The sequence below is a fragment of the Staphylococcus caledonicus genome (assembly GCF_016238465.1).
Taxonomy (GTDB): Bacteria; Bacillota; Bacilli; order Staphylococcales; family Staphylococcaceae; genus Staphylococcus; species Staphylococcus caledonicus.
In genome coordinates, this window is the sequence record NZ_JABTXV010000001.1 from 14,796 (window position 1) to 40,807 (window position 26,012).

The window sequence follows — 26,012 nt, forward strand, 5'->3', positions numbered from 1 at the left end:
TTTTTAAAGGTGAAAATTAAGTATAATTAGACTTGAAAAATTATCCTAAAGCTCATATGATTAGGTTGAAAGTGTTTCAAAGGATTAGTAAATATATGACCATGAATTCAGAGAGTGTGCGGTTGCTGTGAGCACATCATAGTCGATATTGAATGCACCTTTGTATAATTTAAGTTAATAAAGAAATGAGTATGATAAAGACTTGCTAGGTAATCGACTTGAAAGTTGATTATTGTTGAGTATGTCTTGTCTAAAATACAGAGTGGAACCGTGCGATAGCGCCTCTAGCATCTATTACAGTGTTAGGGGCGCTATTTTACTAATCTATTTGAAGTTTTAGTAGTTGAAAGAGTTGGATTTATTACTTTTAAAAAAACTGAGGGGGCGACAGTCTTGATAAAAAGAATTAGAGACGATGTGAAAATGGTGTTTGAACAAGATCCAGCAGCACGTACAACATTTGAAGTGATTACAACATATGCGGGTTTACATGCGGTGTGGAGTCACTTAATTGCGCATAAATTGTATAATAAAAAGCGGTATGTATTAGCTAGAATCATATCTCAAATTTCACGATTTTTCACAGGGATTGAAATTCATCCAGGTGCTAGAATTGGCAAACGTTTATTCATTGACCACGGCATGGGGGTAGTTATTGGAGAAACATGTACTATTGGAGATAATGTGACGATTTATCAAGGCGTAACATTAGGTGGTACGGGTAAAGAAAAAGGCAAACGACACCCAGATATTGGCGACAATGTATTAATAGCAGCAGGATCAAAAATTTTAGGCAATATTCAAATCGATTCAAATGTTAATATCGGCGCAAATTCAGTTGTTTTACAATCAGTTCCAAGCTATACAACTGTTGTCGGTATTCCAGGTCATATTGTTAAGCAACAAGGTAAACGCATTGGTAAAACATTCGATCACCGTAATTTACCTGACCCATTATATGAACAAATTAAGCAACTAGAGAAACAACTTGAAAAAGCTAAGAACGGAGAGATTAAAGATGATTACATTATATAATACATTAACTCGTCAGAAAGAGACGTTTAAACCTATCGAACCAGGTAAGGTAAAAATGTATGTATGTGGTCCAACAGTATATAACTATATCCACATTGGTAACGCGCGACCAGCAATTAACTATGACGTCGTACGTCGTTATTTCGAGTACAAAGGCTATGAAGTAACTTATGTTTCAAACTTCACAGACGTTGACGATAAATTGATTAAACGTTCTAAAGAATTGAACGAAAGCGTACCTGAAATTGCTGATAAATATATTAAAGCGTTTTATGAAGATGTAGGTGCTTTAAATGTAAAAAAAGCGTCTTCTAATCCACGTGTAATGAATCATATGGATGAAATTATTGCATTTATTAAAAAATTAGTTGATGAAGGCTATGCTTATGAAAGTGACGGTGACGTTTACTTTAGAACTCGTGAGTTTGAGGGCTATGGTAAATTAAGTCATCAATCTATCGACGATTTAAAAGTAGGCGCACGTATTGAAGCAGGTGAACAAAAAGAAGACGCCCTAGACTTCACACTATGGAAAAAAGCGAAACCAGGTGAAATAAGTTGGGAAAGTCCATTTGGCGAAGGTCGTCCAGGCTGGCATATTGAATGTTCAGTTATGGCGTATCACGAATTAGGTAAGACGATTGATATCCATGCTGGGGGATCAGATTTACAATTCCCACACCATGAAAATGAAATCGCTCAATCAGAAGCACATAACCATGCGCCATTTGCGAACTATTGGATGCACAATGGATTCATTAATATTGATAATGAAAAAATGAGTAAATCACTAGGCAACTTTATTTTAGTACACGATATAATCAAAGAAGTTGACCCAGACGTCTTACGTTTCTTTATGATTAGTGTCCATTATAGAAGTCCTATTAACTATAATTTAGAACTTGTTAATGCGGCTAAGAGTGGTTTAGAACGTATTCGCAATAGCTATAAATTGATTGAGGAACGAGAAACAATAGCTACAGATATTGCAGACCAAGCTGATTACGTTGAACAAGTAGATCACATTTTAGAACAATTCGAAACGGTTATGGATGATGACTTTAACACTGCCAATGCAGTTACAGCTTGGTACGACTTAACTAAATTAGCAAATAAATATGTGTTAGAAAACACAACGTCTACTAAAGTGATTCAACGATTTAAAGACGTTTATCAAATCTTTAGTGATGTGCTTGGCGTTCCACTTAAAGGGAAAGAATCTGACATGTTACTTGATGAAGATATCGAAAAATTAATCGAAGAACGTAATGAAGCACGTAAGAACAAAGATTTTGCGCGTGCAGATGAAATTAGAGATATGTTAAAAGAACAAAATATTATTTTAGAAGATACGCCACAAGGTGTGCGTTTCAAACGTGGTTAAGATGAATATTAAATTATTAAATCCTTTAACTTTGGCTTATATGGGCGACGCCGTGTTAGATCAACATGTAAGAGAATATATTGTGCTTAAGTTACAAAGTAAGCCCAATCGTTTACATCACGTTTCAAAAAGCTATGTGTCTGCTAAGAGTCAGGCACAAACGCTTGAAACGCTTATTGAAACAGGTTGGTTTACAGATGAAGAATTAGACATTGTGAAACGAGGACGCAATGCTAAAAGTCATACGAAAGCTAAAAATACAGATATACAAACATATCGTAAAAGTTCAGGCTTAGAAGCAGTGATAGGCTTTTTATATTTAGAACATCAAGAAGATAGATTGAAGAATTTACTTGATACGATTGTTCAAACAGTGAATGAAAGGTAGTGAGAACAATGGAAGATATCGTAATTGTCGGTAGACATGCTGTAAAAGAAGCAATTGTTTCTGGCCATACAATAAATAAAATTTGGATTCAAGAAGGTATTAGAAAGCAACAAATCAATGACATTTTACAAAATGCAAAAGAGCAAAAATTGATTGTTCAAACAGTACCAAAATCTAAAATAGATAATTTAGCAGATGCACCTCATCAAGGGGTAGCAGCATTAATTGCACCATACGAATATGCAGATTTTGATCAGTTTATTAAAACTCAAAAAGAAAAAGAAGGTCTATCAACTGTTGTCATTTTAGACGGTTTAGAAGATCCTCATAATTTAGGTTCAATTTTAAGAACAGCGGATGCAAGCGGGGTTGATGGTGTTATCATTCCTAAAAGACGCTCAGTAGCACTAACACAAACTGTGGCTAAAGCTTCAACTGGAGCGATTCAACATGTTCCCGTTATGCGTGTCACTAACTTATCGAAAACGATTGATGAGTTAAAAGACAATGGTTACTGGGTGGCCGGAGCCGAAGCGGATAACGCAACTGATTATAGAGACATGGCGGCGGATATGCCATTAGCAATTGTTATTGGTAGTGAAGGCCAAGGTATGAGTAGACTCGTTAAAGATAAATGTGACTTTTATATAAAGATTCCAATGGTAGGTCATGTAAATAGTCTGAATGCCTCTGTAGCAGCAAGTTTAATGATGTATGAAGTGTATCGTAAAAGACATCAAGTCGGAGAACAAGCATGAAGGATAGATACTTAATCATTGATGGCTATAACATGATAGGCCAATCACCTGAGCTTAGTAGGATTGCTCGAGACAATTTGCAAGAGGCACGAGAACAACTCTTAGATGCTATCGCCAATTATAACGCCGTAGTAGCAGATGAAATTGTATGTGTGTTCGATGCATATGAACAATCTGGTATTGAAAGAGAATACATTTATCATGGTGTTAAGACGGTCTTCACTAAGGAAAAGGAAACAGCAGATAGCTATATAGAACGCTATGTTTATAACCTATATAATAAACATACAACGCATATTACAGTGGTAACGAGTGATATGAGTGAACAACATGCTATTTTCGGAGCCGGGGCATACCGAGTATCTTCTAGAGAAATGTGGCGTGATTTAAAAGAAAACGAAATTACGGTAAGTAAATCGTTAGACAACATAATTGAAAGTAAACCAAGAACTCGAATTTCGTTATCTAATGATGTACTTGTAGAATTTGAGAAAATTAGACGTGGCAACCATAAAAAGGACTAAAATAGCGCTCTTGTAAGTTAAAGATTGTTTCATATAAACTATGGCTAATTTAACGCGAAAGGTATAGTTTATGGTGCAACAATTACAACTAGAAGAGCTATTTAAACAATTTCAATGTAGTCATAATGCTTATGAGCGCGAGCAAGTATTTACTCAAATCGTTCGTCATTTACAACCTATTCTTTTTATAAAGTTTAGAAGTTTAGGTACTGTTGAAGAAGATCTTAAAGATTTGATGCAAGAAATAATGATTAGAATTTATTTGGCTTTACCAACATTTGATTTTAATATGGGGATACCGTTTGAACATTATTTGAATTGTATAGTTTACTCGATGAAGAAAGATTTTTGGAGAAAAAAATATACTGAACTTCATAAGCAAGATACATTTATTAATGAATACATCGTGACTTATCAATCGAATCATTTTGCAAAGAAAACGGAAGAAGCATATCTAAGACAAGAACAAAGAGAACAATTAGAACGTAGTTTGGGTCGTTTGAGCAAGTTGGAAAGCCGTGTAGCTAAGCTAATGTTGTTGGATTATTCGCCAATAGAAATAGCCGAGGCATTAGGTGTGAAAGATAAAGTAGTTTACAATACTATTCAACGTTGTAAAATGAAAATGAAAGATTATTTAACAAAATATTATGATTCAATGCAGTAGTCTTGCTGATGGTTGATGATTAAGTGAAACGTTCTTATTTTAAGTAGAATGTATCGGGGTTTCAAACTATAGCTGTTTGACATTTAATGTTAGATTTATGTATAGTATACTGGTATTAAAATGAGCAAAGGTGAATAGTAGTGAAAAAAGTACCTTTAATTTGTGAAGTTTGCGGTAATAGAAATTATACCGTTCCGAAAAACGAAAAATCTGCAATAAGATTAGAGTTAAAAAAGTATTGTTCAAGATGTAATGCACATACGATTCATAAAGAGTCAAAGTAATAGCGAACAATGTTATTATAGCGAATGGCTAATTAAGCGTGAGTGTGGAGGTAATTTTGATGGCTAAAGATAAAGGCACAGGTAAAGAAAAAGAAAGTTTCTTCCAAGGCGTAAAAAGTGAAATGGAAAAAACAAGTTGGCCTACAAAAGAAGAACTTTTTAAATATACTGTAATTGTAGTATCTACAGTAATTTTCTTCATGATCTTTTTCTGGGTATTAGACTTAGGTATTGGTAATTTAATAGAATTATTTAGATAAGAGTAAGGAGTGACAACATGTCTGAAGAGGTTGGCGCAAAGCGTTGGTATGCTGTGCATACATATTCTGGATATGAGAACAAGGTTAAAAAGAATTTAGAAAAAAGAGTAGAATCAATGAATATGACAGAACAGATTTTTAGAGTTGTCATACCAGAAGAAGAAGAAACCCAAGTTAAAGATGGTAAAGCTAAGAAACAAGTTAAAAAAACATTTCCTGGTTACGTATTAGTAGAATTAGTAATGACAGATGAGTCATGGTACGTAGTACGTAATACACCAGGTGTTACAGGTTTCGTAGGTTCAGCTGGAGCTGGATCTAAACCAAACCCATTACTACCTGAAGAAATGAGATTTATCTTAAAACAAATGGGACTTAAAGAAAAAACAATCGACGTTGAATTAGACGTGGGTGAACAAGTTCGAATTAAATCAGGTCCATTTGCTAACCAAGTCGGTGAAGTTCAAGAAATCGAACCAGATAAATTCAAATTAACTGTACTAGTAGATATGTTTGGTAGAGAAACACCAGTAGAAGTTGAATTTGATCAAATCGAAAAGCTATAAAAGATAGAGTTGAGGCATTAATATAAAAATGGCTCAGCTTTAGTTTTGGTATTGTTGACTGTGAAGAAGGTACGTTGAAACCGTACTTTCTTCATCTCTAGTCAACCTTGCCATGGCGAGACGACGAAGTCTTTGGAATTTGGCAGTAGTTGTCTGAAATGAAGAGGCGCTCGAGCCTCACTTTCTTCATTCCTAGTCAAACTTGCCGGGGTGGGACGACGAAATCTTTGAAATTACATTAGATTTCTGTTCCACTCCCTAGATTTCTGTCGTCGCTCTCACTGAAATACAAATAAAGATGAAATTTTACTATTGCTTTTTACGTATATTCAGTGTTAAAATAATGTGGTCGCGTTTTTATAACGCTCATTTCGTCACGAAATGTTTATGAGTGGGAGGGCAAAACTGAGCCCTGTGACCACATCACGATATCAAGGAGGTGCACATCGTGGCTAAAAAAGTAGAAAAAGTAGTTAAATTACAAATTCCTGCAGGTAAAGCAAACCCAGCACCACCAGTTGGTCCAGCATTAGGTCAAGCAGGTGTGAATATTATGGGATTCTGTAAAGAATTCAATGCACGTACGCAAGAACAAGCAGGTTTAATCATTCCGGTAGAAATCAGTGTATATGAAGACCGTTCATTTACATTCATTACTAAAACTCCACCGGCTCCAGTACTACTTAAAAAAGCAGCTGGTATTGAAAAAGGTTCTGGTGAACCTAACAAAACTAAAGTTGCTACAGTAACTAAAAATCAAGTACGTGAAATTGCTCAAAGCAAAATGCAAGACTTAAACGCTGCAGACGAAGAAGCAGCTATGCGTATTATCGAAGGTACTGCTCGTAGTATGGGTATCACTGTACAATAATTATCGAATACAAAAGTTTAACTTTGAAATAACTGATAGACGATAGCAGGTAACAGAAATGACAACGAATCATATTGTCTATGATTAGTCTGAGAAATGAGTAAACTTTTATTAGTTTACAAAAAGTTAAGGCATTCATCTGTTATCTGCTCTTAACTTGTGTGACACACAAGTAAGCGTGGGAGGAAATTCCGCTAAAACCACTAAAGGAGGAACAATAAATGGCTAAAAAAGGTAAAAAGTATCAAGAAGCAGCTAATAAAGTTGATCGTACTCAACACTACAGTGTTGAAGAAGCAATTAGCTTAGCTAAAGAAACAAGCATTGCTAACTTTGATGCATCAGTTGAAGTAGCTTTCCGTTTAGGAATTGATACACGTAAAAATGACCAACAAATCCGTGGTGCAGTAGTACTACCAAACGGTACTGGTAAATCACAACGTGTATTAGTATTTGCTAAAGGTGACAAAATCACTGAAGCAGAAGAAGCAGGAGCAGATTACGTAGGTGAATCTGACTATGTACAAAAAATCCAACAAGGTTGGTTCGACTTTGACGTAGTAGTAGCTACTCCAGATATGATGGGCGAAGTTGGTAAATTAGGTCGTGTATTAGGACCTAAAGGATTAATGCCTAACCCTAAAACTGGCACAGTAACTATGGACGTTAAAAAAGCTGTAGAAGAAATCAAAGCTGGTAAAGTTGAATACCGTGCTGAAAAAGCTGGTATCGTACATGCTTCAATCGGTAAAGTTTCATTTAGCGATGAAAAATTAGTTGAAAACTTCAAAGCTTTACAAGACGTTTTAGCAAAAGCTAAACCATCTTCAGCTAAAGGTACTTACTTCAAATCTGTTGCTGTAACTACAACAATGGGTCCTGGAGTTAAAATTGATACTTCATCATTCAAATTATAATTTAAATTAATGATATAGATAAAACTGGTAGTGTGCATGCACCACCAGTTTTTTTGAAAATTAACTACTATCAAACAAACAAACTAACTTTCAAGATAAGAAATTATTTTTGAAAAAAGGTTTGACATATAGTAGTAATAAGGTTATATTATTTATTGTGATTATTTTACCTAAGACAGTAGGAGTTATTTGATAACTTAAAAATTATCCTACCGAGGCTAAAATTGACTTGAACGTGATGATCATTCAAATGATCTTTCAAGCACTTTTTGCCGGGGGTAGAAAGTGCTTTTTTTATTAATATTAAAAAAAGCACCAAAAATAAAAATGGAGGTGTCTGAATGTCTGCTATTATTGAAGCTAAAAAACAACAAGTTGACGTTATTGCTGAACAACTTAAAAATTCAGTTTCAACTGTTATCGTTGACTACCGTGGCTTAACTGTTTCTGAAGTAACTGAACTTCGTTCACAATTACGTGAAGCTGGTGTTGAGTATAAAGTATACAAAAACACAATGGTTCGTCGTGCAGCTGAACAAGCAGGTATCGAAGGCTTAGATGAATTCTTAACAGGTCCTACAGCTGTTGCAACTTCAACTGAAGATGTAGTAGCGCCAGCGAAAGTTATCGCAGGATTTGCTAAAGAACACGAAGCTTTAGAAATCAAAACAGGCGTTATGGAAGGTAGCGTAATCTCAGCAGAAGAAGTTAAAACTGTTGGTTCATTACCTTCACACGATGGTCTTGTATCTATGCTTTTATCAGTATTACAAGCTCCAGTACGCAACTTCGCTTATGCGGTTAAAGCTGTTGGAGAACAAAAAGAAGAAAGCGCTGAGTAATCGCGCATAAAATTTTAAAATAAATGGAGGAAATATAAAATGGCTAATCAAGAACAAATCATTGAAGCAATTAAAGAAATGTCAGTATTAGAATTAAACGACTTAGTAAAAGCAATTGAAGAAGAATTTGGTGTAACAGCAGCAGCTCCTGTAGCAGCAGCTGGTGCAGCTGGTGGCGGAGACGCAGCAGCTGAAAAAACTGAATTTGACGTTGAATTAACTTCAGCTGGATCTTCAAAAATCAAAGTTGTTAAAGCTGTTAAAGAAGCAACTGGCTTAGGATTAAAAGATGCTAAAGACTTAGTAGACAACGCTCCTAAAGTAATCAAAGAAGCGCTTGCTAAAGACGAAGCTGAAAAACTTAAAGAACAATTAGAAGAAGTTGGAGCTACAGTAGAATTAAAATAATTCTCGTATCTTAACTTAATATATAGGTTATACATTGCATGAATTACTAGTCATAGAATTTCATGTGAATGTAACCTACATTCTTTGAGAAATTAAAACCCCGTTATCACGATAACGGGGTTTTTACTTCATTTTCTAGAAGAAATGAACGATGAACAATGACGAAGAGGTGGAAATATGGGGCATTATTATGATGAAAACCCTGAAGTGCAAAGTGATGAAAAAATCATACAGTATCGCTATCATCAAAATGAATTAAAGTTGACGACTGATGCTGGTGTGTTCTCTAAAGGTAAAGTCGATTTTGGCTCTGATACACTCGTTCAAACCTTTTTAAATGAACATCCGCCAGGTCCTAGTAAAAATATTGTCGATGTTGGTTGTGGCTATGGTCCAATCGGTTTAATGATTGCCAAAGTTTCACCGCATCATCAAATTACTATGATCGATGTTAATCAACGAGCCTTATCTTTGGCTGAAAAGAATAAAAAGGCGAATCGAATTGAGAATGTATCTATTAGAGAAAGCGATGGATTATCTCAACTAGAAGATAATTATTATGATTTTGTACTAACGAATCCGCCTATTAGAGCAGGTAAAGATGTTGTTCATCGCATTTTCGAGGAAGCTTACCAAAAGCTTAAGTTAAATGGTGAATTATACGTTGTAATTCAAAAGAAACAAGGTATGCCTTCTGCTAAAAAGAAAATGGAAGAAATATTTAATCATGTCGAAGTTGTAAATAAAAATAAGGGATACTATATTCTGAAAAGCCTAAAAGGTTGATTTCAAATTAGTATTCTGATATAGTTATAAAATGTAAAAATTTATGTTCAATAAGTGTGTACTTTTACGCGAAATGAGTACGTAAAACAAGAATAATTAAAGAATCGAAAATGGTGTCATCAATAATTGTGTTGCCGTTTTCTTTTTGTCTTGTTATACGAATTTTCTTTCGTGTTTAGGTTAATCACACAATTTTTGAGGGGTGAATCTGTTTGGCAGGTCAAGTTGTCCAATATGGAAGACATCGTAAACGTAGAAACTATGCGAGAATTTCAGAAGTGTTAGAATTACCGAACTTAATAGAAATTCAAACTAAATCTTACGACTGGTTCCTAAAAGAAGGTTTATTAGAAATGTTCCGTGATATTTCTCCAATTGAAGATTTCACTGGTAACCTTTCTTTAGAATTTGTAGATTATCGATTAGGTGAACCAAAATACGATTTAGAAGAATCGAAAAACCGTGACGCTACTTATGCTGCACCTCTTCGTGTTAAAGTGCGTCTAATTATCAAAGAAACTGGCGAAGTTAAAGAACAAGAAGTATTTATGGGTGATTTCCCATTAATGACTGATACAGGTACGTTCGTAATTAATGGTGCGGAACGTGTTATCGTCTCACAATTAGTTCGTTCACCATCAGTATACTTCAATGAAAAAATAGATAAAAACGGTCGTGAAAACTACGATGCAACAATTATTCCTAACCGTGGTGCGTGGTTAGAATATGAAACAGATGCTAAAGATGTAGTCTACGTACGTATTGATAGAACACGTAAATTACCATTAACAGTATTATTACGTGCTTTAGGTTTCTCTAATGATCAAGAAATTATTGATTTACTTGGTGATAGTGAATACTTACGTAATACACTTGAAAAAGATAGCACTGAAAATACAGAACAAGCACTACTAGAAATTTATGAACGTTTACGTCCTGGTGAACCACCAACAGTGGAAAACGCTAAAAGTTTATTATACTCACGCTTTTTCGACCCAAAACGTTATGATTTAGCTAGTGTTGGTCGTTACAAAGCCAATAAAAAATTACACTTAAAACATCGTTTATTTAATCAAAAATTAGCTGAACCAATCGTTAATAGCGAAACTGGCGAAATTGTTGCTGAAGAAGGCACAGTTTTAGACCGTCGTAAATTAGACGAAATTATGGAAGTTTTAGAAACGAATGCGAATAGTGAAGTGTTTGAATTAGAAGGTAGCGTAATTGACGAACCTGTAGAAATTCAATCAATCAAAGTCTATGTGCCTAATGATGAAGAAGCACGTACAACTACTGTAATCGGTAACGCGTTACCAGATTCAGAAGTTAAATGTATTACGCCTGCTGACATCATTGCATCAATGAGTTATTTCTTTAACTTATTAAATGGTATTGGCTATACAGATGATATTGACCATTTAGGTAATCGTCGTTTACGTTCAGTTGGCGAACTTTTACAAAACCAATTCCGTATTGGTTTATCTAGAATGGAACGTGTTGTACGTGAAAGAATGTCTATTCAAGACACTGACTCAATCACTCCACAACAATTAATTAATATTCGTCCTGTAATTGCATCAATTAAAGAGTTCTTTGGTAGCTCTCAATTATCACAATTCATGGACCAAGCTAACCCATTAGCTGAGTTGACACATAAACGTCGTCTTTCTGCATTAGGACCTGGTGGTTTAACACGTGAACGTGCTCAAATGGAAGTACGTGACGTTCACTATTCTCACTATGGCCGTATGTGTCCAATCGAGACTCCAGAGGGACCAAACATCGGATTAATCAACTCATTATCTAGTTATGCACGTGTAAACGAGTTTGGCTTTATCGAAACACCATATCGTAAAGTAGATTTAGACACTAACTCAATTACAGAACAAATTGACTACTTAACTGCAGACGAAGAAGACAGCTATGTTGTTGCCCAAGCGAACTCTCGTCTAGATGAAAATGGTCGTTTCTTAGATGACGAAGTTGTTTGTCGTTTCCGTGGTAATAACACAGTTATGGCTAAAGAAAAAATGGACTACATGGACGTATCTCCTAAACAAGTTGTTTCAGCTGCGACAGCATGTATCCCATTCTTAGAAAACGATGACTCTAACCGTGCATTAATGGGTGCCAACATGCAACGTCAAGCGGTACCATTGATGAATACTGAAGCACCATTTGTTGGTACAGGTATGGAACACGTAGCTGCTCGTGACTCTGGTGCTGCAATCACAGCAAAACACAGAGGACGCGTAGAACACGTTGAATCTAAAGAAATTTTAGTCCGTCGTTTAGTAGAAGAAAATGGTACTGAACACGAAGGTGAATTAGATCGTTATCCATTAGCTAAATTTAAACGTTCAAATACAGGTACTTGTTATAACCAACGTCCAATTGTTTCAATTGGCGATGTAGTTGAATATAATGAAATTTTAGCTGACGGTCCTTCAATGGAATTAGGTGAAATGGCCTTAGGTCGTAACGTAGTTGTTGGTTTCATGACTTGGGACGGTTACAACTATGAGGATGCTGTAATCATGAGTGAACGTTTAGTTAAAGATGACGTTTATACTTCAATTCATATCGAAGAATATGAATCAGAAGCTCGTGATACTAAACTAGGACCTGAAGAAATTACACGTGATATTCCTAACGTTTCTGAAAATGCACTGAAAAACTTAGACGAACGCGGTATTGTATACGTTGGTGCTGAAGTTAAAGACGGTGACATCTTAGTAGGTAAAGTAACGCCTAAAGGTGTAACTGAATTAACAGCTGAAGAAAGATTATTACACGCAATCTTCGGTGAAAAAGCACGTGAAGTGCGCGATACTTCATTACGTGTACCACACGGTGCAGGCGGTATCGTTCTAGACGTAAAAGTCTTCAATCGTGAAGAAGGCGATGATACGTTATCTCCAGGTGTAAACCAACTTGTACGTGTTTACATCGTTCAAAAACGTAAAATCCACGTTGGGGATAAAATGTGTGGTCGTCACGGTAATAAAGGGGTTATCTCTAAAATCGTTCCTGAAGAAGATATGCCTTACTTACCAGATGGACGTCCAATTGATATCATGTTAAACCCACTTGGTGTACCATCTCGTATGAACATCGGACAAGTATTAGAATTACACTTAGGTATGGCTGCTAAGAACTTAGGCATCCACGTTGCATCTCCAGTATTCGATGGTGCGAGCGACGAAGATGTATGGTCAACAATCGAAGAAGCAGGCATGGCACGTGACGGTAAAACTGTCTTATACGACGGACGTACTGGTGAACCATTTGATAACCGTATTTCTGTTGGTGTAATGTACATGCTTAAACTTGCCCACATGGTTGATGACAAATTACATGCTCGTTCAACTGGTCCATACTCACTTGTTACACAACAACCACTTGGTGGTAAAGCACAATTCGGTGGACAACGTTTCGGTGAAATGGAGGTATGGGCACTTGAAGCATACGGTGCTGCATACACATTACAAGAAATCCTAACTTATAAATCTGACGATACTGTAGGTCGTGTTAAAACTTACGAATCTATCGTTAAAGGTGAAAACATCTCTAGACCAAGTGTTCCTGAATCATTCCGCGTATTGATGAAAGAATTACAAAGTTTAGGTTTAGATGTCAAAGTGATGGACGAACAAGATAATGAAATCGAAATGGCGGACGTTGATGACGAAGATGCAACTGAACGCAAAGTAGATTTACAACAAAAAGATGTTCCAGAAACACAAAAAGAAACTACTGACTAATTCGCTATTAAGTTAAAAATACTGTAAGAAGGTAGAAATTCAGCAGAGGAGGGTAGGAGACCGTTTGTCGGTTTCCTAGAGCACTCATATGAGTGTCTCACCCTTACCTCACTGATTTCACTTCTTTCTAATATTTTAGTTTCAATAAATGTAAATCAATCAAATAGCACAGCTAATCTAAATTGAAGGAGGTAGGCTCCTTGATTGATGTAAATAATTTCCATTATATGAAAATCGGTTTAGCCTCACCTGAAAAAATCCGTTCTTGGTCATACGGTGAAGTTAAAAAGCCTGAAACAATTAACTATCGTACTTTGAAACCAGAAAAAGATGGTCTTTTCTGTGAAAGAATATTCGGACCTACAAAAGACTGGGAATGTAGTTGTGGTAAGTACAAACGTGTACGCTACAAAGGCATGGTATGTGATAGATGTGGTGTAGAAGTAACTAAATCTAAAGTGCGTCGTGAAAGAATGGGGCATATTGAATTAGCAGCACCTGTATCTCACATCTGGTACTTCAAAGGAATTCCAAGTCGTATGGGACTTCTATTAGACATGTCTCCAAGAGCTTTAGAAGAAGTTATCTACTTCGCATCATATGTAGTTGTAGATCCAGGCCCAACTGGCTTAGAGAAGAAATCTCTATTATCTGAAGCAGAATTTAGAGATTACTATGATAAATACCCAGGCCAATTTGTAGCTAAAATGGGTGCTGAAGGTATTAAAAATCTATTAGAAGAAATTAACTTAGATGAAGAATTAAAAACGTTACGTGACGAGTTAGAATCTGCGACTGGTCAAAGATTAACTCGTGCCATTAAACGTTTAGAAGTCGTTGAATCATTCAGACATTCTGGTAACAATCCAGCATGGATGATTTTAGATGTACTTCCAATCATCCCACCAGAAATTCGTCCAATGGTTCAATTAGACGGTGGACGTTTTGCAACAAGTGACTTAAACGACTTATACCGTCGTGTTATCAACCGTAACAACCGTTTAAAACGTTTATTAGACTTAGGTGCTCCTGGCATCATCGTTCAAAACGAAAAACGTATGTTACAAGAAGCAGTAGATGCTTTAATCGATAATGGTCGTCGTGGTCGTCCAGTTACTGGTCCAGGTAACAGACCGTTGAAATCACTTTCACATATGTTAAAAGGTAAACAAGGTCGTTTCCGTCAAAACTTACTTGGTAAACGTGTTGACTACTCAGGCCGTTCAGTTATCGCTGTAGGACCTAGCTTGAAAATGTATCAATGTGGTCTACCTAAAGAAATGGCACTTGAATTATTTAAACCTTTCGTAATGAAAGAATTAGTTCAACGTGAAATTGCTACAAACATCAAAAATGCTAAAAGTAAAATTGAACGCATGGACGATGAAGTATGGGACGTATTAGAAGATGTTATTAGAGAACATCCAGTATTACTTAACCGTGCCCCTACACTTCACAGATTAGGTATCCAAGCCTTTGAACCTACATTAGTAGAAGGTCGTGCAATCCGTCTTCACCCACTTGTAACAACAGCTTACAATGCGGACTTTGACGGTGACCAAATGGCTGTTCACGTACCTTTATCTAAAGAAGCACAAGCGGAAGCGCGTATGTTAATGCTAGCTGCTCAAAACATCTTGAACCCTAAAGATGGTAAACCAGTTGTTACACCATCACAAGATATGGTATTAGGTAACTATTACCTTACTTTAGAACGTAAAGATGCAGTGAATACTGGAACAATCTTTAATGATACTAACGAAGTACTTAAAGCATATGCAAATGGCTATGTACACTTACACACTCGTATCGGTGTACATGCACAATCATTTAACAATCCTACATTTACAGAAGCTCAAAATAATAAAATTTTAGCTACTTCAGTAGGTAAAGTTATATTCAATGAAATCATTCCTGATTCATTTGCATATATCAACGAACCAACTCAAGGTAACCTTGAAGGTAAAACACCAGACAAATACTTTATTGATCCAACTCAATTAGGTGAAGGTGGACTTAAAGAGTACTTTGAAGATAAAGAACTTATTGAACCATTCAATAAAAAATTCTTAGGAAACATTATCGCTGAAGTCTTCAATAGATTTAGCATTACAGATACTTCTATGATGCTTGACCGTATGAAAGACTTAGGATTTAAGTTCTCATCTAAAGCTGGTATTACTGTAGGTGTCTCTGACATCGTGGTACTTCCAGATAAACAAGATATTTTAGATGAACATGAAAAATTAGTCGAACGTGTTTCTAAACAATTCAATCGTGGTTTAATCACTGAAGATGAACGTTATAACGCTGTTGTTGAAATTTGGACTGACGCTAAAGACCAAATTCAAGGCGAATTAATGCAATCTCTTGAGAAAACAAACCCAATCTTCATGATGAGTGACTCTGGTGCCCGTGGTAACGCATCTAACTTTACTCAATTAGCTGGTATGCGTGGTTTAATGGCCGCTCCATCTGGTAAAATTATTGAGTTACCAATCACTTCATCATTCCGTGAAGGTTTAACAGTATTAGAATACTTCATCTCTACACACGGTGCGCGTAAAGGTCTTGCCGATACAGCCCTTAAAACAGCTGACTCAGGTTACCTTACTCGTCGTCTTGTTGACGTTGCACAAGACGTTATCGTACGTGAAGAAGACTGTGGTACAGACCGTGGTTTATTAGTTTCTGACATTAGAGAAGGTACAGAAATGATTGAACCATTCATTGAACGTATCGAAGGTCGTTATTCTAAAGAAACAATTCGTCACCCTGAAACTGATGAAATTATCATCCGTCCTGACGAATTAATCACAGCTGAAATCGCTAAACAAATCACTGATGCTGGCATTGAGCAAATGTACATCCGCTCAGCATTTACTTGTAACACTCGTCACGGTGTTTGTGAAAAATGTTACGGTAAAAACCTTGCAACAGGTGAAAAAGTTGAAGTGGGTGAAGCAGTTGGTACAATTGCCGCTCAATCAATCGGTGAACCAGGTACCCAACTTACAATGCGTACATTCCATACAGGTGGGGTAGCCGGAAGCGATATCACGCAAGGTCTTCCACGTATCCAAGAAATCTTCGAAGCACGTAATCCAAAAGGTCAAGCCGTGATTACTGAAATCGAAGGTGTCGTAGAAGATATTAAATTAGCAAAAGATCGCCAACAAGAAATTGTTATTAAAGGCGCTAATGAAACAAGATCTTACCTAGCTTCTGGTACTTCAAGATTGAAAGTAGAAGTAGGTCAATCAGTAGAACGCGGTGAAGTATTAACAGAAGGTTCAATCGAGCCTAAAAACTTCTTAGCTGTTGCTGGTTTAAATGCGACTGAAAGCTACTTACTTAAAGAAGTTCAAAAAGTTTATCGTATGCAAGGTGTAGAAATCGACGATAAACACGTAGAAGTAATGGTTAGACAAATGTTACGTAAAGTTAGAATTATCGAAGCTGGTGACACTAAACTATTACCAGGCTCATTAGTAGATATTCATAGCTTTACTGATGCTAACAGAGACGCATTTAAAGAACGTAAACGCCCAGCTACTGCTAAACCAGTATTACTTGGTATTACTAAAGCTTCTCTTGAAACTGAAAGCTTCTTATCTGCAGCTTCATTCCAAGAAACAACACGTGTACTTACAGATGCAGCCATCAAAGGTAAACGTGATGACTTACTTGGACTTAAAGAGAACGTTATTATCGGTAAGCTAATTCCAGCTGGTACTGGTATGAGACGTTATAGCGATGTTAAGTATGACAAAGCTGAAACGCCAGTTACTGAAACTGAAGAAGTAGAAATTACTGAATAAGATAAGCGAAAGCTATCATAGTTCAGTAACATAACTAGAATTAAAGATGACTACTAGTTAGTACAACTTTAATTCTAGCTTTCTACCCTTCAAAATTTTAGAGACCGGAAAAGATTATATTTTTTGAGTAAGTTTGATAGGCTATTCATCGATTTTTAAAGTAGAAACGATGAAACACTTAGCCTTGCTTAACTCTTAAATGTATTTAATCTGATCTCTTCATTTTTCTTATTTAAAAGAGTGAAAAGTCTTCAAATTTTGTTGACTTATTACTACTTTAAGTGTTATTATTGTAAAGGTTGATGCAAGCAGAACTTTGGAGGATATTTTAATGTCTAATGAAAAAGTTGCACGCTTTAACAAACAACACTTTGTAGTTGGTCTTAAACAAACGCTCAAAGCGTTAAAAAAAGATCAAGTTGCATCATTGATTATTGCTCAAGACGTTGAAGTCTACTTAATGGCTCGCGTATTTAGTCAAATCAATCATAAAAACATACCGGTTTCATATTTTCAAAGCAAACAAGCTTTAGGCAAATATGTAGGTATCAATGTTAATGCGACAATTGTTGCGTTATTGAATGAGAATTAGTAAGTAACATTACTTACTAAATTTTATTTAACCTAAAAATGAACCACCTGGATGTGTGGGATTAAAAAGTGAAGAGAGGAGGACATTTCAATGCCAACTATTAACCAATTAGTACGTAAACCAAGACAAAGCAAATCTAAGAAATCAGATTCACCAGCTTTAAACAGAGGTTTCAATAGTAAAAAGAAACAATTTACTGATTTAAATTCACCTCAAAAACGTGGTGTTTGTACTCGTGTAGGTACTATGACACCTAAAAAACCTAACTCAGCGTTACGTAAATATGCACGTGTGCGTTTATCAAACAATATTGAAATCAACGCATACATTCCTGGTATCGGCCATAACTTACAAGAACACAGTGTTGTACTTGTACGTGGTGGACGTGTAAAAGACTTACCTGGTGTGCGTTATCACATTGTACGTGGTGCACTTGATACTTCAGGTGTTGACGGACGTAGACAAGGCCGTTCATTATACGGAACTAAAAAACCTAAAAATTAAGTTTAAGATTGTGTAAATTTTAATTTCAATTTTTAAGAATATACTATAATAGGAAGGGAGGATTTTCATTATGCCTCGTAAAGGATCAGTACCTAAAAGAGACGTATTACCAGATCCAATTCATAACTCTAAGTTAGTTACTAAATTAATTAACAAAATTATGTTAGACGGTAAACGTGGAACAGCACAAAGAATTCTTTATTCAGCATTTGACCTTGTAGAACAACGCAGTGGTCGCGATGCTTTAGAAGTATTCGAAGAAGCAATTAACAATATTATGCCAGTATTAGAAGTAAAAGCTCGTCGTGTGGGTGGTTCAAACTATCAAGTACCAGTTGAGGTACGCCCAGAACGTCGTACTACTCTAGGATTACGTTGGTTAGTTAACTATGCACGTCTTCGTGGTGAAAAAACTATGGAAGATCGTTTAGCTAACGAAATCTTAGATGCAGCTAATAATACAGGTGGTGCCGTTAAGAAACGTGAGGACACTCACAAAATGGCTGAAGCAAACAAAGCATTTGCTCACTATCGTTGGTAAGATAAAAGCTTTAACCCTGAGTGTGTTCCAACAAATTGGTTTACCAAGAATGATGGTTCATGCTTAGGGCATCGCCATATTCTATAGTAGTTATTCAGTAATAACTGGAAGGAGAAAAACAATGGCTAGAGACTTTTCTTTGAAAAACACTCGTAATATCGGTATCATGGCTCACATTGATGCTGGTAAAACAACTACGACTGAACGTATTCTTTATTATACAGGTCGTATCCACAAAATTGGTGAAACACATGAAGGTGCTTCACAAATGGACTGGATGGAACAAGAACAAGACCGTGGTATCACAATCACATCAGCTGCTACAACAGCTCAATGGGCAGGCCACCGTGTAAACATTATCGATACACCAGGACACGTAGACTTCACAGTAGAAGTTGAACGTTCATTACGTGTACTTGATGGTGCGGTTACTGTACTTGATGCTCAATCAGGTGTAGAACCTCAAACTGAAACAGTTTGGCGTCAAGCTACAACTTATGGTGTACCTCGTATCGTATTCGTAAACAAAATGGACAAATTAGGTGCTAACTTTGAATACTCTGTAAGCACAATTCATGACCGCTTACAAGCTAATGCTGCACCTATCCAATTACCAATTGGTGCCGAAGACGAATTTGAAGCTATCATCGACTTAGTTGAAATGAAATGTTTCAAATATACAAACGACTTAGGTACAGAAATCGATGAAATTGAAATTCCTGAAGATCACAAAGAAAGAGCTGAAGAAGCTCGTGCTACATTAATCGAAGCAGTTGCTGAAACTAGCGACGAATTAATGGAAAAATATCTTGGTGACGAAGAAATTTCAGTTGCTGAATTAAAAGATGCTATCCGTCAAGCTACTACTGACGTAGAATTCTACCCAGTACTTTGCGGTACAGCATTCAAAAACAAAGGTGTACAATTAATGCTTAACGCAGTAATTGACTACCTACCATCTCCTTTAGATGTTAGACCAATCGTAGGACACCGTACTGAAAATCCTGACGAAGAAGTAATCGCTAAACCAGACGATTCAGCTGAATTCGCTGCATTAGCATTCAAAGTTATGACTGACCCTTATGTTGGTAAATTAACTTTCTTCCGTGTATATTCAGGTACGTTAACTTCAGGTTCTTACATTAAGAACTCAACTAAAGACAAACGTGAACGTGTAGGTCGTTTATTACAAATGCACGCTAACTCACGTCAAGAAATCGACACTGTTTACTCAGGCGATATCGCTGCTGCAGTTGGTCTTAAAGATACAGGAACTGGTGACACATTATGTGGTGAAAAGAATGACATTCTTTTAGAATCAATGGAATTCCCAGAACCAGTTATCCACTTATCAGTAGAACCTAAATCTAAAGCTGACCAAGATAAAATGACTAACGCTTTAGTTAAATTACAAGAAGAAGACCCTACTTTCCATGCTCACACTGATGAAGAAACTGGACAAGTTATCATCGGCGGTATGGGTGAGTTACACTTAGACATCTTAGTAGACCGTATGAAGAAAGAATTCAACGTTGAATGTAATGTAGGTGCGCCAATGGTTTCATATCGTGAAACATTCAAGCAATCTGCACAAGTTCAAGGTAAATTCTCTCGTCAATCTGGTGGTCGTGGTCAATACGGTGATGTTCACATTGAATTCACACCAAACGAAACTGGCGCAGGTTTCGAATTCGAAAACGCTATCGTTGGTGGTGTAGTTCCTCGTGAATACATTCCATCAGTAGAAGCTGGTCTTAAAGATGCTATGGAAAATGGTGTCTTAGCTGGATATCCTTTAATTGATGTTAAAGCTAAATTATATGATGGTTCATACCATGATGTCGATTCATCAGAAATGGCCTTCAAAATTGCTGCATCATTAGCACTTAAAGAAGCTGCTAAAAAATGTGATCCAGTTATCTTAGAACCAATGATGAAAGTTACAATCGAAATGCCTGAAGAATACATGGGCGATATCATGGGTGACGTAACAGCTCGTCGTGGACGTGTTGATGGTATGGAACCTCGTGGTAATGCACAAGTTGTTAACGCTTATGTACCACTTTCAGAAATGTTCGGTTATGCAACTTCATTACGTTCTAACACTCAAGGTCGCGGTACTTACACTATGTACTTTGACCACTATGCAGAAGTTCCAAAATCAATCTCTGAAGAGATTATCAAAAAAAATAAAGGTGAATAATTAAACTTGTTTTAACTAGTAATTCTAGGTAAAATACAGCTTGAGCTTATTATTTAAGCAATCACGTTTATGAATTGATTTTTTAGGAAAAATGCATTATAAAGGAATTATGAATTCTTTCAATAACAATAATTATGTCTCATGATGGTGAGAAACTATCATGAGAGATAATATTGAAATAACTTTTACTTGAATAGGAGAGATTTAATAATGGCAAAAGAAAAATTTGATCGCTCAAAAGAACATGCCAATATTGGTACTATCGGTCACGTTGACCATGGTAAAACAACTTTAACAGCTGCTATCGCAACTGTATTAGCTAAAAATGGTGACACTGTAGCACAATCATATGACATGATTGACAACGCTCCAGAAGAAAAAGAACGTGGTATTACAATCAATACTGCACACATCGAATACCAAACTGACAAACGTCACTATGCTCACGTTGACTGCCCAGGACACGCTGACTATGTTAAAAACATGATCACTGGTGCTGCTCAAATGGACGGCGGTATCTTAGTAGTATCTGCTGCTGACGGTCCAATGCCACAAACTCGTGAACACATCTTATTATCACGTAACGTTGGTGTACCAGCATTAGTAGTATTCTTAAACAAAGTTGACATGGTTGACGACGAAGAATTATTAGAATTAGTTGAAATGGAAGTACGTGACTTATTATCTGAATACGACTTCCCAGGTGACGATGTACCTGTAATCGCTGGTTCAGCATTAAAAGCTTTAGAAGGCGATGCTCAATACGAAGAAAAAATCTTAGAATTAATGCAAGCAGTTGATGATTACATTCCAACTCCAGAACGTGATTCTGACAAACCATTCATGATGCCAGTTGAGGACGTATTCTCAATCACTGGTCGTGGTACTGTTGCTACAGGCCGTGTTGAACGTGGTCAAATCAAAGTTGGTGAAGAAGTTGAAATCATCGGTTTACACGACACTTCTAAAACAACTGTTACTGGTGTAGAAATGTTCCGTAAATTATTAGACTATGCTGAAGCTGGTGACAACATCGGTGCATTATTACGTGGTGTTGCTCGTGAAGACGTACAACGTGGACAAGTATTAGCTGCTCCAGGTTCAATCACTCCTCACACAAAATTCAAAGCTGACGTATACGTTTTATCTAAAGACGAAGGTGGACGTCACACTCCATTCTTCTCAAACTATCGTCCACAATTCTATTTCCGTACTACTGACGTAACTGGTGTTGTTAACTTACCAGAAGGTACTGAAATGGTTATGCCTGGCGACAACGTTGAAATGACAGTAGAATTAATCGCTCCTATCGCGATTGAAGACGGTACTCGTTTCTCAATCCGTGAAGGTGGACGTACTGTAGGATCAGGCGTTGTAACTGAAATCTTCGAATAATATTTATTATTCATTATTTCAAAAGACTCCCTTTGGGGAGTCTTTTTTTGTGTTATTCGCCAATCCTATAGAACCCATAAAAACCCCTTAAATGCGCTTTTATCAAAAGTACATTTAAGGGGTTTATTGTTATCTAAAAAGAAGACGGACTCATTATCATAGCTTACTCAAGTATCTCAATTCTATTTTTATAACACTTGTTCAATTTCTAAAATTTTCAGGAACTCACTCGCCGCATATTTGAAAGCACGCTCATCAATATCGAAGTGTGGGTTATGATGGGGCGCAATAATACCTTTATCTTTGTTTCCACAGCCTGTTAAGAAGAAGGCACCTGGACGTACTTTTAAATAATGAGAGAAATCTTCTCCAATCATCATCAATTCTGATTCATTAAAGCGTAAGTGCATCTCATTTGCTGCTTGTTTTACCACTTCATATGCATCTGTGTGATTATGCACAGGTAAGTAGCCACGTATATAATTCATGTCATAAGTAATGTCATTCGCTAATGCTAGACCCTGTAGTAACTTATCCATTTTAGTTTGAATATGCGTCTGTAATTCAGTATCAAATGTACGCACAGTTCCCTTACAAAAGGCGGAGTCTGGAATGACACTATCTGAAGAACCAGCTTGAATCATACCAAACGTAAGGACGGCCTCTTTAACAGGGTCGATTGTTCTAGAAATAATCTTTTGAGCGCTAAGTATAAATTCAGCCATAATCACGATAGGATCAATTGTTTCGTGTGGCTTCGCGCCATGACCACCTTTTCCATAAATAGTAACTGAAAATTCGTCAGGGGAGGCCATGATTGCTCCTGGTCTTGAGTAAATGGTACCTGTAGGATAGCCGCTCCATAAATGTGTTCCATAAATCTTATCTACGTCTCTTAAACAACCATCGTCAATCATCTCTTGTGAACCACCAGGCATAATTTCTTCGCCATATTGAAAAATCAAAACGACATTGCCTTTTAATAAATGGCGATGTTCATGAATAATCTCCGCCACACCTAATAGAATCGCCGTATGACCGTCATGGCCACATGCATGCATAAAGCCTTCATTTTTAGATTTATAAGGAACATCATTTAATTCTTGCACTGGCAACGCATCAAAATCAGCTCGAAATGCAATGACTGGGCCTTGTTCTGCTCCCTTAAATGTAGCTTTAATCCCATTACGGCCCACAGGCGCTTCAATCTCACAATCCAGTTGGCGTAGTTGGTTAAGAATATAGTTGTGCGTCCACGATTCTTCAAAGGACGGCTCAGGATGTTGATGCATATCCCGACGCATCTGAATCATTCTATTTTCTTTTTTACTGGCTAATTGAAACCAATCCAACACCTCAACCACTTCTTCCTGTTTATTATGATGTTTAGTATAACAAATTCTTAATTAACTCAATAGCGTCTTTTTTTATTTTTGAAAATGAAGTCCCAAAAACTTTGCAAATAGGCTAAAAATACACATTGGAAATACACTTGTACATTACATAAAGAATATTAAATATATTGATATTACAATAATGATAAGGCTTTCATGTTAGATAAAAATCGGTTATTATTATGGTGATATAAAAATACAAAGGGGATATGATTATGGTTCAATCACTACACAATTTTTTAGAAGAAAATATTCAATATTTAAAAGATAATGGGTTATATAACGAAATCGATTCAATTCAAGGTGGTAATGGCCCAGAAATTAAAATTAATGGGAAACAATACATCAACTTATCATCTAATAACTATCTAGGATTAGCTACAAACGAAGAATTAAAAAAAGTTGCTAAATCAGCAATTGATTCGCATGGTGTGGGAGCAGGAGCCGTACGTTCAATCAACGGAACATTAGACTTACATGATGAGCTTGAAGAAACATTAGCGAAATTTAAAGGTACGGAAGCAGCTATCGCTTATCAATCTGGTTTTAACTGTAATATGGCTGCAATTTCAGCAGTAATGAATAAAAACGATGCAATTCTTTCAGATGAATTAAACCATGCGTCTATTATCGATGGATGTCGTTTATCTAAAGCTAAAATTATTCGCGTTAACCACTCTGATATGGAAGACTTAAGAACTAAAGCTAAAGAAGCAGTTGAATCAGGTCAATACAATAAAGTAATGTACATTACTGACGGTGTATTCAGTATGGACGGCGACGTTGCTAAATTACCTGAAATTGTTGAGATTGCTGAAGAATTTGGTTTAATCACTTACGTTGATGATGCCCACGGTTCTGGCGTAATGGGTAAAGGTGCAGGTACAGTAAAACACTTTGGTTTACAAGATAAAATTGACTTCCAAATTGGTACGTTATCAAAAGCAATTGGTGTTGTAGGCGGTTATGTAGCGGGTACGAAAGAATTAATTGATTGGTTGAAAGCACAATCTAGACCATTCTTATTCTCTACATCACTTGCGCCTGGCGATACAAGAGCTATTACTGAAGCTGTGAAAATGCTTATGGCTTCTACTGAATTACATGATAAATTATGGGATAATGCACAATACTTAAAAGATGGTTTAGAAAAACTTGGTTTCGACACTGGTCATTCAGAAACACCAATTACACCAGTCATTATTGGCGATGAAAAAGAAACTCAAGCGTTTAGTAAACGTCTTAAAGATGAAGGTATCTATGTTAAATCTATCGTCTTCCCAACAGTTCCACGTGGTACTGGTCGTGTAAGAAATATGCCTACTGCAGCACATACGAAAGAAATGTTAGATAAAGCTATCGCAGCTTATGAAAAAGTAGGTAAAGAACTAGGAACAATCAAATAATACAAGAAGTTAGCCAGTTTGGAACATAGTCAATGTTTCAGACTGGTTTTTTTGAGTTAATGATGCGATGTGTGTTGTTGATTTAAATAGTTATAAATTTTAGGTGATATCTATTTCAACTTTTTAAATTTACCCCCTTAAATGCTAAACTGAGAAAAAGAGTGTACTAATTTTAAGCGAAAGAGATGATGCTTATGACGGAATTAAGACAATTGAAGTATAGTGATCAATCGGCTTTTAGACGATATATCCAAGAATGGTATAACCATCAAGAAACAGTGGTACCTTCGAATACGGATTTAGCTCAATACGCGTCTTTTGAAAATATGGTAGATGAATTAAATAAGACAGAAGTAGAGGAAGGATGGGTGCCTAGCACGACATTGTTTTATTTCAAAGATAAGCAAATTGTTGGTGCAGTTAATATACGTAATAAATTAAATCGACGTTTAACTAATATAGGCGGTCATGTAGGTTATGGTGTAGTTAAGTCAAATAGAGGACAAGGGATTGCGACATTTATGTTAAAAGAGGCGATGCATATCCTAAAAGAGTTGAAAGTGGATAAGATTCTAATGACATGTAACCCTAAAAATGAAGCTTCTAAAGCAGTGATTACAAGTTGTGGAGGCTATCCGATTGAATCTTATACAAAGAAGAATGGTCATCTAGTATCGCGTTTTGTAATTCCAAATGAATGAA

24 protein-coding genes and 1 other annotated feature are annotated in these 26,012 nt (G+C 36.3%); of the genes, 23 read left to right on the forward strand and 1 reads right to left on the reverse strand.

Translation table 11 applies throughout. From position 1 onward, the window contains the following. The first annotated feature begins 393 nt into the window (after positions 1-393). From cysE to tuf, 21 genes are all read left to right on the forward strand, one after another. A complete protein-coding gene (gene cysE / locus HS848_RS00070) occupies positions 394-1,035 on the forward strand; it encodes a serine O-acetyltransferase (protein ID WP_107507830.1) in 642 nt (213 codons plus the stop codon). After that, entirely contained in the window at positions 1,019-2,419 is a 1,401-nt protein-coding gene (cysS, locus tag HS848_RS00075) for a cysteine--tRNA ligase (protein ID WP_198610825.1), read from the forward strand. The genes cysE and cysS overlap by 17 nt, the downstream gene beginning before the upstream one ends. 1 nt (position 2,420) lies before the next feature. Then, positions 2,421-2,807, forward strand: coding sequence for a Mini-ribonuclease 3 (locus tag HS848_RS00080; protein WP_198610826.1), 387 nt, complete (start codon positions 2,421-2,423; stop codon positions 2,805-2,807). A gap of 8 nt (positions 2,808-2,815) precedes the next feature. Further along, positions 2,816-3,565, forward strand: a complete 750-nt coding sequence (gene rlmB, locus HS848_RS00085; RefSeq protein WP_107507832.1) for a 23S rRNA (guanosine(2251)-2'-O)-methyltransferase RlmB — start codon at positions 2,816-2,818, stop codon at positions 3,563-3,565. Then, positions 3,562-4,089 carry an NYN domain-containing protein gene (locus tag HS848_RS00090; protein ID WP_198610827.1) on the forward strand — a complete coding sequence of 176 codons (528 nt, stop codon included), beginning with the start codon at positions 3,562-3,564 and terminating at the stop codon, positions 4,087-4,089. The genes rlmB and HS848_RS00090 overlap by 4 nt, the downstream gene beginning before the upstream one ends. A gap of 70 nt (positions 4,090-4,159) precedes the next feature. Further along, positions 4,160-4,756, forward strand: coding sequence for a sigma-70 family RNA polymerase sigma factor (locus HS848_RS00095; protein ID WP_198610828.1), 597 nt, complete (start codon positions 4,160-4,162; stop codon positions 4,754-4,756). Positions 4,757-4,896: 140 nt separating this feature from the next. Next, positions 4,897-5,040, forward strand: coding sequence for a 50S ribosomal protein L33 (rpmG, locus tag HS848_RS00100; protein ID WP_107507835.1), 144 nt, complete (start codon positions 4,897-4,899; stop codon positions 5,038-5,040). 59 nt (positions 5,041-5,099) lie between these two features. Then, positions 5,100-5,300, forward strand: coding sequence for a preprotein translocase subunit SecE (secE, locus tag HS848_RS00105; protein ID WP_107507836.1), 201 nt, complete (start codon positions 5,100-5,102; stop codon positions 5,298-5,300). Positions 5,301-5,317: 17 nt separating this feature from the next. Continuing rightward, positions 5,318-5,866 carry a transcription termination/antitermination protein NusG gene (gene nusG / locus HS848_RS00110; RefSeq protein ID WP_103166436.1) on the forward strand — a complete coding sequence of 183 codons (549 nt, stop codon included), beginning with the start codon at positions 5,318-5,320 and terminating at the stop codon, positions 5,864-5,866. A gap of 448 nt (positions 5,867-6,314) precedes the next feature. After that, positions 6,315-6,737, forward strand: coding sequence for a 50S ribosomal protein L11 (rplK, locus tag HS848_RS00115; RefSeq protein ID WP_198610829.1), 423 nt, complete (start codon positions 6,315-6,317; stop codon positions 6,735-6,737). A gap of 221 nt (positions 6,738-6,958) precedes the next feature. After that, positions 6,959-7,654 (forward strand): 50S ribosomal protein L1, encoded by a 696-nt coding sequence (gene rplA / locus HS848_RS00120; protein ID WP_103166434.1) that lies wholly within the window; start codon positions 6,959-6,961, stop codon positions 7,652-7,654. 151 nt (positions 7,655-7,805) lie between these two features. Next, positions 7,806-7,958, forward strand: a sequence feature (ribosomal protein L10 leader region). 37 nt (positions 7,959-7,995) lie between these two features. Continuing rightward, entirely contained in the window at positions 7,996-8,496 is a 501-nt protein-coding gene (rplJ, locus tag HS848_RS00125) for a 50S ribosomal protein L10 (RefSeq protein ID WP_107507837.1), read from the forward strand. A gap of 39 nt (positions 8,497-8,535) precedes the next feature. After that, positions 8,536-8,904: a 50S ribosomal protein L7/L12 gene (gene rplL / locus HS848_RS00130; RefSeq protein ID WP_103166806.1), complete on the forward strand. Its 369-nt coding sequence runs from the start codon at positions 8,536-8,538 to the stop codon at positions 8,902-8,904. A gap of 177 nt (positions 8,905-9,081) precedes the next feature. Next, positions 9,082-9,690, forward strand: coding sequence for a class I SAM-dependent methyltransferase (locus HS848_RS00135; RefSeq protein ID WP_198610830.1), 609 nt, complete (start codon positions 9,082-9,084; stop codon positions 9,688-9,690). A 212-nt stretch (positions 9,691-9,902) separates the two neighbouring features. Next, entirely contained in the window at positions 9,903-13,454 is a 3,552-nt protein-coding gene (gene rpoB, locus HS848_RS00140) for a DNA-directed RNA polymerase subunit beta (protein ID WP_107507839.1), read from the forward strand. Between the two features lie 227 nt (positions 13,455-13,681). Beyond that, positions 13,682-17,275: a DNA-directed RNA polymerase subunit beta' gene (gene rpoC / locus HS848_RS00145; RefSeq protein WP_198611667.1), complete on the forward strand. Its 3,594-nt coding sequence runs from the start codon at positions 13,682-13,684 to the stop codon at positions 17,273-17,275. A gap of 331 nt (positions 17,276-17,606) precedes the next feature. Beyond that, complete coding sequence (locus tag HS848_RS00150) at positions 17,607-17,867, forward strand: ribosomal L7Ae/L30e/S12e/Gadd45 family protein (RefSeq protein WP_103166802.1); 261 nt, start codon at positions 17,607-17,609, stop codon at positions 17,865-17,867. A 90-nt stretch (positions 17,868-17,957) separates the two neighbouring features. Then, on the forward strand, positions 17,958-18,371 hold the full coding sequence (gene rpsL, locus HS848_RS00155) for a 30S ribosomal protein S12 (RefSeq protein WP_107507842.1): 414 nt from the start codon (positions 17,958-17,960) through the stop codon (positions 18,369-18,371). Positions 18,372-18,441: 70 nt separating this feature from the next. After that, positions 18,442-18,912: a 30S ribosomal protein S7 gene (gene rpsG, locus HS848_RS00160; RefSeq protein WP_001137495.1), complete on the forward strand. Its 471-nt coding sequence runs from the start codon at positions 18,442-18,444 to the stop codon at positions 18,910-18,912. A gap of 121 nt (positions 18,913-19,033) precedes the next feature. Continuing rightward, positions 19,034-21,115 carry an elongation factor G gene (gene fusA, locus HS848_RS00165; protein ID WP_198610831.1) on the forward strand — a complete coding sequence of 694 codons (2,082 nt, stop codon included), beginning with the start codon at positions 19,034-19,036 and terminating at the stop codon, positions 21,113-21,115. Between the two features lie 210 nt (positions 21,116-21,325). Next, entirely contained in the window at positions 21,326-22,510 is a 1,185-nt protein-coding gene (tuf, locus tag HS848_RS00170; protein WP_103166800.1) for an elongation factor Tu, read from the forward strand. Positions 22,511-22,698: 188 nt separating this feature from the next. On the opposite strand, the gene HS848_RS00175 is transcribed toward tuf, so the two are convergent. Beyond that, positions 22,699-23,865, reverse strand: coding sequence for a M20 family metallopeptidase (locus HS848_RS00175; protein WP_198610832.1), 1,167 nt, complete (start codon positions 23,863-23,865; stop codon positions 22,699-22,701). A gap of 254 nt (positions 23,866-24,119) precedes the next feature. Between HS848_RS00175 and HS848_RS00180 the strand changes: the two genes are divergently transcribed. Both HS848_RS00180 and HS848_RS00185 read left to right on the forward strand, forming a co-directional pair. After that, a complete protein-coding gene (locus HS848_RS00180; RefSeq protein ID WP_198610833.1) occupies positions 24,120-25,310 on the forward strand; it encodes a glycine C-acetyltransferase in 1,191 nt (396 codons plus the stop codon). 194 nt (positions 25,311-25,504) lie between these two features. After that, entirely contained in the window at positions 25,505-26,011 is a 507-nt protein-coding gene (locus HS848_RS00185; RefSeq protein WP_198610834.1) for a GNAT family N-acetyltransferase, read from the forward strand. The last annotated feature ends 1 nt before the right edge of the window (position 26,012 follow it).

Bases quoted from the DNA above. Each gene is read 5' to 3' on its own strand.
- HS848_RS00180 (WP_198610833.1), top strand. From the start codon at position 24,120: ATGGTTCAATCACTACACAATTTTTTAGAAGAAAATATTCAATATTTA.
- HS848_RS00090 (WP_198610827.1), top strand. From the start codon at position 3,562: ATGAAGGATAGATACTTAATCATTGATGGCTATAACATGATAGGCCAA.
- cysS (WP_198610825.1), top strand. From the start codon at position 1,019: ATGATTACATTATATAATACATTAACTCGTCAGAAAGAGACGTTTAAA.
- HS848_RS00095 (WP_198610828.1), top strand. From the start codon at position 4,160: ATGGTGCAACAATTACAACTAGAAGAGCTATTTAAACAATTTCAATGT.
- rpsG (WP_001137495.1), top strand. From the start codon at position 18,442: ATGCCTCGTAAAGGATCAGTACCTAAAAGAGACGTATTACCAGATCCA.
- HS848_RS00185 (WP_198610834.1), top strand. From the start codon at position 25,505: ATGACGGAATTAAGACAATTGAAGTATAGTGATCAATCGGCTTTTAGA.
- HS848_RS00135 (WP_198610830.1), top strand. From the start codon at position 9,082: ATGGGGCATTATTATGATGAAAACCCTGAAGTGCAAAGTGATGAAAAA.
- tuf (WP_103166800.1), top strand. From the start codon at position 21,326: ATGGCAAAAGAAAAATTTGATCGCTCAAAAGAACATGCCAATATTGGT.
- rplJ (WP_107507837.1), top strand. From the start codon at position 7,996: ATGTCTGCTATTATTGAAGCTAAAAAACAACAAGTTGACGTTATTGCT.
- secE (WP_107507836.1), top strand. From the start codon at position 5,100: ATGGCTAAAGATAAAGGCACAGGTAAAGAAAAAGAAAGTTTCTTCCAA.
- rpoC (WP_198611667.1), top strand. From the start codon at position 13,682: ATGAAAATCGGTTTAGCCTCACCTGAAAAAATCCGTTCTTGGTCATAC.
- rplA (WP_103166434.1), top strand. From the start codon at position 6,959: ATGGCTAAAAAAGGTAAAAAGTATCAAGAAGCAGCTAATAAAGTTGAT.
- rpsL (WP_107507842.1), top strand. From the start codon at position 17,958: ATGCCAACTATTAACCAATTAGTACGTAAACCAAGACAAAGCAAATCT.
- HS848_RS00150 (WP_103166802.1), top strand. From the start codon at position 17,607: ATGTCTAATGAAAAAGTTGCACGCTTTAACAAACAACACTTTGTAGTT.
- nusG (WP_103166436.1), top strand. From the start codon at position 5,318: ATGTCTGAAGAGGTTGGCGCAAAGCGTTGGTATGCTGTGCATACATAT.
- HS848_RS00080 (WP_198610826.1), top strand. From the start codon at position 2,421: ATGAATATTAAATTATTAAATCCTTTAACTTTGGCTTATATGGGCGAC.
- fusA (WP_198610831.1), top strand. From the start codon at position 19,034: ATGGCTAGAGACTTTTCTTTGAAAAACACTCGTAATATCGGTATCATG.
- rlmB (WP_107507832.1), top strand. From the start codon at position 2,816: ATGGAAGATATCGTAATTGTCGGTAGACATGCTGTAAAAGAAGCAATT.
- rplL (WP_103166806.1), top strand. From the start codon at position 8,536: ATGGCTAATCAAGAACAAATCATTGAAGCAATTAAAGAAATGTCAGTA.